Source organism: Fervidobacterium nodosum Rt17-B1 (assembly GCF_000017545.1).
Classification (GTDB): Bacteria; Thermotogota; Thermotogae; order Thermotogales; family Fervidobacteriaceae; genus Fervidobacterium; species Fervidobacterium nodosum.
In genome coordinates this window covers 1,356,591-1,369,047 of the sequence record NC_009718.1, presented here as the reverse complement: position 1 = coordinate 1,369,047, position 12,457 = coordinate 1,356,591, and the positions used below count along the sequence as shown (strand labels likewise).

The following is a 12,457-nucleotide window of genomic DNA, read 5'->3' as shown; positions in this document are numbered from 1 at the left end:
TTTTGGGGGGATTATTAATGAATAGGTTAATTAAATACTTTATAGTTTTCTTGGTACTTGTTTTTTTCAATACATTATTGTATTCAGAACTCTTAGACGTAAGTTATGTAACGTCGACTAATGAGATTGTAATTGTACTTTCTTTTTCGAAAGCGCCTAATGTTTTATATTATGGTAAAAACGAGAGTAGAACTGTTCATTATTTCCTTATTGATGATTTTGCAAAAGGATCAATTTACTTACCTATTTCAATAGGTAGTACTGAGGGCGTTCAAATAGTTCCAATAGACGGAAAAGTCAATGCTTTTGTTTATACTTTAACTCCAGGAAGTGTTAAGTACAATACCACAGGTACTAAATTGTATATAAGATTGCCATATAGTATGTCTTCAAAAAGGTTAACCGCAAGTTTTGCAAATATAAAGAGTGATATTTTAATAAAAGATGTTGCCGAGTTTTTTGGAATTAAGGTGGTTCTTTACGACGGAGCCAAGGATAAGTCCGTAAGCATTAAGCTAGATAACTCTTCTATTGAAGATGTAATCAGAACAATTTTAACTGCTGCCAATCTTTCTTACGCTTACGCTTCTGACCAAGTTATGTATATTGGAAGCAAGGAGGAAATTCAAAAGAATTTTGCTGTTTTCTGGCAAGTTTACGATGCGCAAGTGAATGTTGAAAAATTGAGAGAAGTTTTAAGTGCTGGATCTTATTTGGGTTTAACCAGAGATAAATCAAAAGTTTTCATCTATGGTGGAGTTAATGAATATAAAATGATAGCTGAAGCTCTGGTGCCTATGAAAGTTCAAGATTGGTACTATATTTCATACAATGTTTCAGACAAAGATATTGAGGAAGCGCTTTCTCAAATTTCAAAAATATATGGGTTTACAACAGATGATTATGTGATTTTAAAAGAACAGAAAAAAATAGCTGTTAAAACATCAAAACCTTTAGAAGTAGAGAATTTACTAAAACAAATTATGGCAAGAATTCAGCAACGCAAGTGGTACTATATTCAATATAACATTAGCGAAGATGAGCTTAGCTCTCTAATTACTTCTTTGCAAAAGATATACGATATAAAAGATTTTGCGATTCTTCAATCAGATAAGAAGCTAGCCATATTGGTTGATGATGCTTCTATAGTTTCTCAAGTTGAAAAAATAATTAAAAGCGCCGAGTCTAAAGTCACTCAACTATCAACAACAGTAACATATATACCTGTTGATGTGAATTATCCTGAAAGAGTTCAGGCAGTTTTAAAAGAAATTTATCCAAATTCTAACCCCAAAGTGGTTTCGGGCAAGTTGTATGTTGTTTCTGGTTATGAAAAAATTGCCTTGTCACTTTCAAAAGAATCATACATTGGAAATCCTTGGAAAATTGTAATTGATGACGTTCCAGAAAATGTTGTAATTTCAATACTCAAATATATCGGCGTCTTGGAAAATGATTTCGATATGAAAACAATAGAAAATAAAGTTATCGTAAATCTTTTTTCTAGCGAAGATACTTACAAGAAATTTTTGAAATATGTAGATGTTTTAGGTGAGTCAACCTACATTGTAAAAGCTGATGAAAATTTCTTAAAGAAATTTAAAGTTACTATTTTGCAAAACTTTTCAGATGGTACAAAGTTAGTTCAAGGAAGGATTAATGAGATTGAAAGACTTAAAAAATCCATTTCTGAGGAGATTACAAATTTTGCAATTCAGAAGATTCCTACAGATCCTCCAGCAGAGGTTATATCCAAATTAACAGGCTATGTTGTTGAGGATAAAGATAAATATTTTATAGTAACTGTTAGTAAATCTGAAATTGAAACTGCGAAGACTACTATTGAGAAAGTTAGAAAAGATTATGGTAACACAATGATTATATTGCCTGACAAATACAAATCAGAGGCTAAAAAAGCCGTTGAAGATATATACAATGTTAAGGTATATCAAATTGGAGAAAGTATAGTTTTACAAGGTTCTCTTGTAAATGACGCAAAGAAATTTTTGGAAAACTTTGTTCAAGAATCTGAAAATATAGTTGAAATACTAGGAAAAATAGAACCAAATTCATCTAAAATGCTAGGAGAATTGTTTAATGTTAAATTATACCAAGCTGGTGATGTTTCGTATATAGTAGGTACACCTTCAAATGTATCTAGAGCAAAAGAATATGCTAAATTGATTGAAAGTGTAAGCGTTGATTTATCGTTTAAAGTAGGACAAAATCATATAGATTACCTAAAGAAAGTATATAACGTTGAGATTGATTATTTCCCTGATATAAATAAAATGGTTGTCACAGGATTAAAAGAAAACGTGGCAGAAGCCGTAAGTTATCTAAACTCGCTAAATCCTTCAGATTCATTATTATCGATGGTATTACCGCAAAATTTGAAGAAAGAAGAAATTGATAAGCTTTCCAAGTTAATTGCACCAAGTGTTGAGATAGAACAAGTAGGGAATATAATTTACATAAATGGAGAAATAAAAGATGTAGAGAAAATTAAGCAAGAGATTGAAAAATTGTCTATAACCCCTGAAAGGAAATATTTATTTATAGATTATCCAGATAGTTTTGATAGTGTTATAAAGACTTTATACAACGTTGAAACTTACAAAACATCGCAAGGCTATGTTGTGTTTGGAACAAATGAGCAACTTGAAAATGTAAAAAAATTCGTATCTGAGAACTCTGTTTTAGATAAATCCTACACATTGTTAAATTATCCGGAAGAACTTGATAGCTTGATAAAAGAATATTTTAACGTTAAAACTTATAAAGTTTCTCAGGGATTTATTGTCGTTGGGTCAAAAGAGGAAATTGGTAAAGTTAGCAAATTTATAGGCGAAATATCTTTAGAGCAAGGCAAAGAATACAGTCTTGTTGACGATAAACTCTTAATAGATGTTAGCAATAAAAATATAAAAGATGTTATAATAACCGTTGGCAGGTTATTTAAACAACAGTTCGTTTTGGTTGATGATATAAAATCTACATGTTCTATGAGAACGGTAGTTTCAAATTTCCAAGAATTTTTAGATAAGTTATCATCTTATAATATAACTTATGAATTGAAAAATGATACTTATTATATTTCAATCATGAAAACACAGCAAAGTACAACAACTGCAAACCAGGTTGTAAAAGAAGAAATTAAAACAGAACCTGTTGTTGTTAAAGATGGGCTTATAACTATAAATGTTTCTAATATGCCTGTTGATGATATCATCACCCAAGTTATGGTTAAACTTAACAAGTCTTATAAATTAGAGAAAATAGGTGCTAGTATAAGTTCCATGTATCTAAAAGATATTAATTATGAAACTTTCAAAGAAACATTTTCAACCTGGGTTAACTTTACAGAAGTAGGAAGCATAACTTACATTACACCTAAGGGCGTTATTAATAATAAGACAGACTCAAAAAAGGCGTTTGTTAAGGATGGATTGATAAATTTAAAGATAGATAACGAACCTATTTCACAAGTTATTCAAACTATTTTTGATGAACTTGGATATCAAGTGGTCTTTGCAAAACCAATAGATAGAACAGCAACAATGTCAGTTTCTGGGATTGACTTTGAAACATTTAATTCAATAATGCTGAATTATGGGATATCAATCAAAAAATCTGGGAATGTCTACATTGTAGATACAACACCAGATGCAACTAAAGTACAAACAACTTACACATTTAATGTTCCAAGAAACACTGATAAAGTTGAAGAACTTATAAAATTTTATGGTGGAAAGACAATGGTAAGTCCTTCTGCAGGTATAATTGTTGCTTATGACCTTGATCCTAAGAACGTAGATGATATTAACAAATTAATTGAAAAGTTTACAACTCCAAAGATAGTTTCTATCGATGCGCGAATAATAGACGAATCAAGAAATGGTTCACTTTCAGAAGAAATTGTTACATTACTAAAAGCTGGAAATTATCTAACATTTGGTTCAAATGGTTTAACTCTTAATGTAAGCTTACTTGATATTTTAGATGGTTCGATAATTGATAAGATATTAAACGAAGCTGGAATTTCACTTGATCTTCGCGGGGCGGAACAAGGTACTCCTTTCAGAGCAACCAGTGGTATTGGAAAACTTTTGGCAAATCCAAATATAATGACAAAAAGTGGCGAAGAAGCACGAATATTTATTGGTGATTCGATACCTTTGAAAATTGTAAGTACTTCTGGAGGACAAACCAATGAACAAGTAATAAGCCTTGAAGGAGGAATAGAACTAAAGATAGTTCCATATGTAAACGCAGATAACACTATCGATCTTGTAATTACAACTTCTGTAAGTAATTTTGATTACTCTGTTTTAGTAAACGGACTTCCAAAAATTAACAAACGAGATGCTAGCACAAAAATAACAATTAAAGATGGTCAGACACTTGTTATTGGCGGCCTTTCAAGGGAAGAAAAGAGCAAGTCGGAATGGAAAGTACCAATCCTTGGAGACATACCAATTCTTGGGTACCTTTTCAGAGGAACGAAAGAAGCTTCAGAACAAAGAAGCATAACGATATTCTTAACAGCAAAAATAGTTGATATTATGAAAGAATAAGTGATTTTATATTTTCGGAGGCGTAATGAATGTATAGGAAACCTGTTGTTTCTGGCAAATTTTATCCAGGTACACCTATTCAACTTGAGAAAACTTGTGAGGCATTTGTTGGTGAGAGGGCGACTAATAAGGATTTTTTCAGCCAACCTGTTGGATTAATATTACCGCACGCTGGTTATGTTTACAGTGGTAAAACAGCAGGTATGGGAATTAAAAAAGCAACTGAATATGGTCGACCAAAAAATATTATAATATTTGGCCCGAATCATACAGGTTACGGTGAACTTGTTTCAGTTTGGAGTGAAGGTATCTGGCAGACTCCTCTAGGAAATATAGAGGTGAATAGTGAGATAGCGGACAAACTAATCGATAATACTGTTATCTTTTCAGATGAAATGGCACATTTGTACGAACATTCCATAGAGGTACAGTTACCATTGTTGCAATATGCATTTGGAGAATTTAAAATCATCCCAGTGTGTATGATGGATCAGCGTTTATCAACCGTTTCAAAAATAGTTGATAAACTAAAGCAAATAATTAAAGAATATCCTGACACACTTGTAGTTGCGTCTTCGGATTTTAATCATTACGATCCACACGAAATAACGTTAGAAAAAGACAAATTGGCCATCGAAAAGATATTAGAAGGCGATATTGAGGGCCTTTACGAGAGAATAAAGAAACACAACATAACGATGTGTGGACCAGGTCCTGTCGCGGTTGTAAGGAGTTTATTTAGTAATGTAGAGCTTGTTTATCACACAACAAGTGCGGAATTTTCGCAGGATTATTCCTATACCGTTGGATACGCTTCATTTATCCTTTGGTGATTGATTACGTTAGAAAACAAAAAGGCGACATAAAGTCGCCTTTTGTTTTTAATTGTAAACATTAGTCTTTCTTTATTTTTTCCTCAATTTTTTCCACTTTCTTAGCAGCTAATTCAGCGGCTACTTTTGTTTTTTCAGCAGCTTTGTTCATTGATTTTATAAGCAAAAATACTAAGAAAGCAACTATTAAAAAGTCAATACCAGCCGAAACAACTTTCCCCCAATAAATACCGTGCCAGTTAATTTGTTCAATTTTGCTCAAACGCAACCTGGATAAAACTGGTTGCTGGATAAAACTGGTTGGAAAATAGCTGGCATTAATAAGTCGTTTACAAAAGATGTGACAAATTGATTTAACTTTCCACCGATGATTATAGCAACGGCAAGACCTATAACATTATACTGCTTTAAAAAATCCGAGAACTCTTTCATAAATTTTTTCATAAACCTGCCCCCTATTTGTGAGTGATAATGTTAACTAAAAGTATTGAAACTTTCCAAAAACCGCATTATCCTTATAAAGAGGGGACACCCCCCAACCAACTCTCGACAAAGGAGGTATCCCGATATGAACAACTCAACGCTCTCTTGTCCAAAATGCGGTTCCACCAGCTTATACAAAAACGGTCATGACAAATACGGTAACCAACAATTCCTTTGCAAACTCTGCCATCATTCTTTCAAACTCTCCCATTCTCAAAAACGCAAAAACTTCCCTTTCCCTTATCCCAAATGCACTTCTTGTGGTAAATCTATGCAAATTTACAAAGTCCGTCGCTCTTTCGTTGTCTTCCGTTGTAGAGCTTGTCGTACCAAAGATAGAGTACCTTTTAACCTCCCCGAACCAGTCACCCTTATTCCTGAGAAATTTAAATATTTCCGCTTCCCTATCTTTTTCGTCTTAAAGGCTTTTGTTTTGTATATGAAACACAATATGTCTTATCGCTCTCTTGCTCATTCTCTTAATATCAAAGTATCTCATGTCACCATATACAAATGGGTTATTAAATTGTGTACTTTATTCTCTGTACTTTTTCCAACATTTACCATCGAAAATGTTTTCTCAGTTCATGCTGATGAAACTGTTCTTGTGTTCAAAGAACAAAAGTACTATGTTTGGCTATTAGTTGATCACGAAACTAACTTAATTCTTTGTTGGCATGTCTCAAAGTATCGTGATATGGGACAAGTCAAAGTATTGCTCGAGAAGTTCTTTGGTAATTCAAAACCTAGAAACATTGAACTTATTACTGATGGACTTGGTGCATATGAAAGTGCAGTAAAGCTGTTGTTCAGAAATATCAATCACGTAGTGGTACCGCTCGGTAAAAACAATCAATGTGAATCTAAGTTTTCATTGTTGAAAGACTTTTTCCGACTCAAGCGAGGGCTGAAGAATACGAAGAACTTAGCGAAATATATTCAAGGATTTTGTGTAGTGAAGAATCTTTGGAAAACGCACAATGGCAATATCAATCGCATTCTTTCACAATTACACTCTTTCATCACTACAAGTTAACACTATCCTTTTCCAAAATGGAAATTTATATGTTAAATATTCAGAAAATCTCTTTATGCGCCATTCGTCTAAGAGATTATTTCCGCTGGGTTTAAAATCGTCCACTTCGTAATCTTTTATATCAATTGTTTTCCTCTGAGGTACAATTGCTCTAAGGTTTTGATGTGTCAAACGCAATGTTTTTTCCATATTAAGCGCCTCCTAATTTACGAAACTTTAACCTATTAACCAATTGAAGATTCTATTTCCATATCGACGAGTCTATTCAATTCTATAGCGTATTCAAATGGCAATTCTTGGACAACTGGTTGAATGAACCCCTTAACGATTAATCCCTTTGCTTCCAATTCGCTTAAGCCCCTGCTCATAAGATAGAATATCTGCTCGTCTTTGATTCTACCTATCTTTGCTTCGTGGCCAATGTCTGAATCAGTATTATGCACTTCTATGATAGGTACCGTATCACTTTTTGACTTGTTATCTATCATAAGTCCGGTACAACTTACAGAGGCTTTAGAACCTTTAGCGTTTTCCATTATTTTCAAAAGTCCACGGTAGAACGACCAACCACCGCCTATGCTTATACTCCTTGCGTCGACTGTTGAACGCGTGTTCTTACCTATGTGTATGACCTTGGAACCTGTATCGATATGTTGACCGGGACCGGCAAATGATATCGAGATATTTTCAGATACGGAATTGTCACCTTTTAATATCGTTGCTGGATAAACCATTGTTTTGTAACTTCCAAACGAACCAGACACCCAAGTCATTACAGCATCGTCGTAAGCTATCGCGCGTTTTATTTCAAGGTTGAACATATTCTTACTCCAGTTTTGCATTGTTAAATACTTCAACTTCGCACCTTTCTTGACGTACACTTCGACCGTACCAATGTGTAAATTCACCACATCGTATTTAGGTGCTGTACAACCTTCGATATATGTAACTTCGCTTCCTTCGTCCGCGATTATCACCGTATGTTCAAATTGTCCACCACCTGGGTTTCCAAACAAAAAGTAAGATTGCAACGGGAGAGGCACTTTAACACCTTTTGGAACGTACAAAAACGTACCGCCGCTCCAAAGTGCCCCATGTAACGCGGCGTATTTGTTATCGGTTGGAGGAACAAGCTTCATAAAATATTCTTTTACAAGGTCAGGATATTCCTTAACAGCTGTTTCGATATCTATGAATATAACTCCTAACTTTTTCAATTCCTCTTTTATATTTTTATAAATCATTTCAGAATCGAATTGTGCACCGACGCCAGCAAGATATTTTCTTTCCGCTTCTGGGATACCAAGTCTTTCGAACGCTTCTTTAATCTCACTTGGCACTTCTTCCCAAGACGTTGTCTTTTTTGCGTTGGGTTTTACATAAGGCACTATCTTAGACAAATCCAATTCGTCTCTTTCGACACCCCAATCTGGCTCATGCCATTTTTCGAATATCTCAAATGACTTAAGCCTATGTTCTGTCATCCATTGAGGTTCATCTTTTGCTTTTGAGATTTCATAGACTAACTTTCTATCTAATCCCGCTGGCAATTTAAGTGCGGCTGGGACATTTACCTTAAGCTCAAAATTTTCTTTCTGCTTGAGTTCATACAACAGTTCATTGAGATTTGACATTTATTATCCCCCCCTTACTTAACAATTGCGTATCCAGTTTCTTCTACTTCGTATGCGAGGGATTTATCACCCGTCATTGCGACTTTACCATCGACATATACGTGAACTTTATCGACATCAAGGTAATTCAAAATCCTCGAATAGTGAGTAATTATAAGCAAAGATGTACCATCTTCTTTTATCTTATTTATCTGTGATGCGACTATTCTCAACGCGTCAACATCAAGACCAGAGTCAATCTCATCAAGTATCAGCAATTTTGGTTTTAAAAACCTTGCTTGTAAAATTTCACCTTTCTTCCTTTCCCCACCGGAGAAACCCAAGTTAACAAATCTTTCAAGAAATTCGTGTGGTAAACCTACTTCATCTACTAATGTTTTCATTTCTTTATCAAGTTGGAAGAAGGTTTTATCCTCTCCGTGGAGTTTCCTGTAAGCTATCAAAAGTAATTGGTCAAGCTTAACACCCTCAATTTCATACGGATTTTGGAAAGTCATCATTATACCTTTTTGAGCTCTTTCATCAGTTCTTAAATCGAGAATTGACTCTCCTTCAAATAGTATATCGCCTGATAAAACCTCATATTTAGGATTTCCCATTATTACATTAGCAAGGGTCGATTTACCCGAACCATTTGGGCCCATTATAACATGGACTTCACCTTTTCCAATGCTTAAGTCAACACCTTTTAATATCGTCTTATCCGCTTCAGCTAATTTTGCCGTAAGGTTTTTAACTTCCAATAACATATATATGCACCTCCATAGATATAATTACTTATTATATTAGGTATAACTAACTGTATTATACCATATCTAATTTAGTGTGTAAAGGGGTAATTACTTAAAAATCTTAGGCAAGTAATGCTTTTGAAAAATGTGGTATAATTTAAAATAAGCCTTAATCATTTAATTTAAGGAGGGGAGAGACTATGGCTAAATCTTCAAAGTTAACAACGGCTATCATTGTACTAATTCCTGTAGCAGTTGGTATCAATTATGCTGGTAAGTTCTTTGCCGAAGCTTTAAAGTTACCTCTTTGGCTTGATTCAATTGGTACAATACTTGCAGCCATGCTTGCAGGTCCTGTCGTAGGTGGTTTTAGTGGCGCGATTAACAACATCATATATGGCTTGACTGCTGGACCAATTTCTTTTGTATACGCGCTCACAAGCATAGGTATAGGTGTTGCCGCTGGGTTACTTTACAAAGCCAAGATGTTTAAAAATGCTTTTAGAGCTTTACTGAGCGGTCTTATCATTGCCATTGTTGCAACCGCTATTTCTGTGCCTCTTAACGTTATCTTTTGGGAAGGTCAAACGGGTAATGTTTGGGGAGATGCACTCTTTGGATTTTTAAGGTCAAGAAATGTTGGTGTATGGCTCGCTTCGTTCTTTGATGAGTTGGTAGTGGATCTTGTTGACAAAGTACTTTCCGTTTTTGTGGCTTTTGGTATATTTAAAGCATTGCCAAAAACTTTAATTTATACTTTCAGAGGAGAGGAATAATAATCAAGTGAAGGTTTTAAGTTTATACGTCGAAGGTGATTCTTTAGTTCATAAACTTGCGCCAGTAACAAAATTGGTTTACGCTGTTACTTCTGTTATTATTACATTATTATTCCCATCACTATTGGTGGGAAGTTTGTTTGTAGTATTATCGTTTATATTGTCTTTAAATGCTCGTATAATGAAACATATGTTAACACTTTTAGCTGTTGTGCTTGTGCTTTCAATTTCCATACTTATCATACAAGTTTTATTTAATCCTTCAAATCAAACTGTGATTTTTGAGATTGGTAATATAAAATTTTACAAAGAAGGTCTTGTTCATGCTTTTGTTTTGATTTTGAGGTTGTACAACATGATAATTTCTTTTGGTATACTAATCCTTACGACAAAACCATCAGACCTTGTCAATAACCTTGTTCAAAGAGGGTTATCACCAAAATTTGGTTACATTCTATCATCTGTGCTGCAGGTAATTCCACAAATGCTTTCTACGACTTCAACAATTATAGATGCACAGCGTTCCAGGGGACTTGAAACGGAAGGAAATTTTTTCAGAAAAATGAAAGCATTCGTTGCTTTGTTAGGTCCTCTTGTTCTTTCTTCACTTGTTGAAGCACGTGAACGGGCTATGGCGATTGAAGTTAGGGGATTTGACATACAAGGGAAAAGAACAATGCTAAATGAAATCAGAGAGACAAATTTAGATAAATTTATTCTAAACATTCTTAGAATTTCGCTTGTCTTTGCAATTGTTTGGAGGATCGTTTTATGGGTAATACATTAGAGAAAATTAAAGTTGAGCATTTAACTTACAGGTATCCTTTTACGGAAAGGAATGTATTGGAAGATATAACATTCACTATAAACCAAGGTGAGTGTGTTGGAATAATTGGTAGAAATGGTTCAGGGAAGTCTACATTGTGCTATGCACTAAGTGGACTCGTGCCAAGTTTTTTTAAAGGAAAATACAGTGGAACTGTTTACATAGATGGAATTGATATAAGGCATATACCTCCTGAAGAACGAGTTAAAAAAGTGGGAATAATATTCCAGAACCCTTTCTCTCAAATTAGTGGTGCGAAGATGAGTGTTTACGAAGAAGTTGCTTTTGGGCTCGAAAATATAGGGATTGAAAAAGAAGAAATGGTTAAAAGAATAGAAGAAGTATTGAAAAAATTTAATCTTTGGGATAAGAAAGATGAAAATCCTTTTGAACTTTCCGGTGGTCAACTTCAAAGACTTGCGATAGCGAGCATGCTAGCTCTTAAACCTGAAATTTTGATACTTGACGAACCAACGTCTCAACTCGATCCACAAGGTACAAATGAGGTCTATGAGACGATATCAAAACTCAGGGAAGATGGAATGACGATAGTTATAGTCGACCACAAGTACGAGAAGCTTGTCGAGTATGTTGATAAGATAATATTCTTGCACGATGGGAAGATAGTTGCTTACGATAAACCAGAAAAGATTTTTTCTCTGCCAGAAATCGAAGAATACAAAATTGGAGAACCTTATCAAACGATGATATGTAAAAAATACGGTTTAAAAAATAAGGAAAGTTTGTATCCTGTAAGATTTCTAGAAGCTGTTGAAGTACTGAGAGGAGCACAAATAGAATGGGAATTATAGAAGTTAAAAATCTGTGGTATGCATACAAACCGGGAAAGTATGTACTTGAAGATATTACGCTTTCTTTTGATGATAGACCAACAGCGATAGTTGGTGAAAATGGCGCAGGAAAGACAACGTTTGTAAAACTTTTAAAAGGCCTTTTGAAACCTGTTAAAGGAGATGTTTTTATCAAAGGTCAAAATACAAAAGAAGCAACGGTGGCACAACTTGCGAAAGTTATAGGGTTAGTATTTCAAAATCCTTCAGATCAGATATTTAAGAGCAAGGTTATAGATGAAGTTATGTTTGGTCCCCTTAATATATTCAAAGATAAACATTTATCTTATGAAAAATCACTGAAAGCTTTAGAATTAGTTGGTCTGGAAGATAAAAAAGAAATACATCCTTACGATTTGACTTTATCTGAGAGAAAATTGCTTTGTCTTGCTTCCGTATTGGCTATGGAGCCGGAGATAGTAATCTTAGACGAACCAACGATAGCCCAAGATAGATATTCGATAAGTCGTATAGCTGAGATAGTTAAAAATCTTGTTCAGAGCGGTAAGATTATTTTAACTATAACTCACGATATGGATTTTGTTTTGGAGAATTTTGAAAGGACCATAGTTTTTTGCAAAGGAAAGGTGATTTCTGACGGACCAACAAAGGAAGTTTTAAAAGATGAAAGTAAAATTATACAAGCCCACCTTGAATTGCCTACTTTGTATAAGTTACGTAAAGCTATCGACAAAAAATAAGCCAAGTGA

Annotated in this window: 12 protein-coding genes; 7 read left to right on the top strand and 5 right to left on the bottom strand. The window is 34.2% G+C overall.

Going from position 1 to position 12,457, the window contains the following annotated elements; genetic code table 11:
• The first annotated feature begins 17 nt into the window (after nt 1-17).
• Nucleotides 18-4,577: a type II secretion system protein GspD gene (locus FNOD_RS06635; protein WP_011994421.1), complete on the top strand. Its 4,560-nt coding sequence runs from the start codon at nt 18-20 to the stop codon at nt 4,575-4,577.
• Nucleotides 4,578-4,606: 29 nt separating this feature from the next.
• Entirely contained in the window at nt 4,607-5,410 is an 804-nt protein-coding gene (amrB, locus tag FNOD_RS06630) for an AmmeMemoRadiSam system protein B (protein ID WP_011994420.1), read from the top strand.
• 61 nt (nt 5,411-5,471) lie between these two features.
• Here the strand turns inward: amrB and FNOD_RS09930 are convergent, their stop codons facing one another.
• Nucleotides 5,472-5,672, bottom strand: a complete 201-nt coding sequence (locus FNOD_RS09930; RefSeq protein WP_011994419.1) for an MscL family protein — start codon at nt 5,670-5,672, stop codon at nt 5,472-5,474.
• Complete coding sequence (locus FNOD_RS09925) at nt 5,669-5,854, bottom strand: MscL family protein (RefSeq protein ID WP_011994418.1); 186 nt, start codon at nt 5,852-5,854, stop codon at nt 5,669-5,671. Before FNOD_RS09925 ends, FNOD_RS09930 begins: the two co-directional genes overlap by 4 nt.
• 124 nt (nt 5,855-5,978) lie before the next feature.
• Between FNOD_RS09925 and FNOD_RS09715 the strand changes: the two genes are divergently transcribed.
• The gene (locus tag FNOD_RS09715; protein ID WP_011993230.1) at nt 5,979-6,929 is read left to right on the top strand and encodes a DDE-type integrase/transposase/recombinase; all 951 of its coding nucleotides are present in this window, start codon (nt 5,979-5,981) and stop codon (nt 6,927-6,929) included.
• Here FNOD_RS09715 and FNOD_RS09710 read toward each other — a convergent pair.
• From FNOD_RS09710 to sufC, 3 genes are read right to left on the bottom strand one after another with little or no spacing between them, the layout of a single operon-like run.
• Entirely contained in the window at nt 6,903-7,118 is a 216-nt protein-coding gene (locus FNOD_RS09710) for a hypothetical protein (RefSeq protein ID WP_041256949.1), read from the bottom strand. The genes FNOD_RS09715 and FNOD_RS09710 overlap by 27 nt on opposite strands.
• A 35-nt stretch (nt 7,119-7,153) precedes the next feature.
• Entirely contained in the window at nt 7,154-8,563 is a 1,410-nt protein-coding gene (gene sufB, locus FNOD_RS06605; protein WP_011994417.1) for a Fe-S cluster assembly protein SufB, read from the bottom strand.
• A gap of 14 nt (nt 8,564-8,577) precedes the next feature.
• Nucleotides 8,578-9,312 carry a Fe-S cluster assembly ATPase SufC gene (sufC, locus tag FNOD_RS06600; protein WP_011994416.1) on the bottom strand — a complete coding sequence of 245 codons (735 nt, stop codon included), beginning with the start codon at nt 9,310-9,312 and terminating at the stop codon, nt 8,578-8,580.
• A gap of 182 nt (nt 9,313-9,494) precedes the next feature.
• Between sufC and FNOD_RS06595 the strand changes: the two genes are divergently transcribed.
• From FNOD_RS06595 to FNOD_RS06580, 4 genes are read left to right on the top strand one after another with little or no spacing between them, the layout of a single operon-like run.
• Complete coding sequence (locus tag FNOD_RS06595) at nt 9,495-10,070, top strand: ECF transporter S component (RefSeq protein ID WP_011994415.1); 576 nt, start codon at nt 9,495-9,497, stop codon at nt 10,068-10,070.
• Between the two features lie 7 nt (nt 10,071-10,077).
• On the top strand, nt 10,078-10,857 hold the full coding sequence (locus FNOD_RS06590) for an energy-coupling factor transporter transmembrane component T family protein (protein WP_011994414.1): 780 nt from the start codon (nt 10,078-10,080) through the stop codon (nt 10,855-10,857).
• Complete coding sequence (locus FNOD_RS06585) at nt 10,842-11,708, top strand: energy-coupling factor ABC transporter ATP-binding protein (protein WP_011994413.1); 867 nt, start codon at nt 10,842-10,844, stop codon at nt 11,706-11,708. The genes FNOD_RS06590 and FNOD_RS06585 overlap by 16 nt, the downstream gene beginning before the upstream one ends.
• Nucleotides 11,696-12,448 carry an energy-coupling factor ABC transporter ATP-binding protein gene (locus tag FNOD_RS06580; RefSeq protein ID WP_011994412.1) on the top strand — a complete coding sequence of 251 codons (753 nt, stop codon included), beginning with the start codon at nt 11,696-11,698 and terminating at the stop codon, nt 12,446-12,448. Before FNOD_RS06585 ends, FNOD_RS06580 begins: the two co-directional genes overlap by 13 nt.
• The last annotated feature ends 9 nt before the right edge of the window (nt 12,449-12,457 follow it).

Coding starts and splice junctions, on each gene's coding strand:
- FNOD_RS06635 (WP_011994421.1), top strand. CDS start 18: ATGAATAGGTTAATTAAATACTTTATAGTTTTCTTGGTACTTGTTTTT.
- amrB (WP_011994420.1), top strand. CDS start 4,607: ATGTATAGGAAACCTGTTGTTTCTGGCAAATTTTATCCAGGTACACCT.
- FNOD_RS09925 (WP_011994418.1), bottom strand. CDS start 5,854: ATGAAAAAATTTATGAAAGAGTTCTCGGATTTTTTAAAGCAGTATAAT.
- FNOD_RS09715 (WP_011993230.1), top strand. CDS start 5,979: ATGAACAACTCAACGCTCTCTTGTCCAAAATGCGGTTCCACCAGCTTA.
- FNOD_RS09710 (WP_041256949.1), bottom strand. CDS start 7,118: ATGGAAAAAACATTGCGTTTGACACATCAAAACCTTAGAGCAATTGTA.
- sufB (WP_011994417.1), bottom strand. CDS start 8,563: ATGTCAAATCTCAATGAACTGTTGTATGAACTCAAGCAGAAAGAAAAT.
- sufC (WP_011994416.1), bottom strand. CDS start 9,312: ATGTTATTGGAAGTTAAAAACCTTACGGCAAAATTAGCTGAAGCGGAT.
- FNOD_RS06595 (WP_011994415.1), top strand. CDS start 9,495: ATGGCTAAATCTTCAAAGTTAACAACGGCTATCATTGTACTAATTCCT.
- FNOD_RS06585 (WP_011994413.1), top strand. CDS start 10,842: ATGGGTAATACATTAGAGAAAATTAAAGTTGAGCATTTAACTTACAGG.
- FNOD_RS06580 (WP_011994412.1), top strand. CDS start 11,696: ATGGGAATTATAGAAGTTAAAAATCTGTGGTATGCATACAAACCGGGA.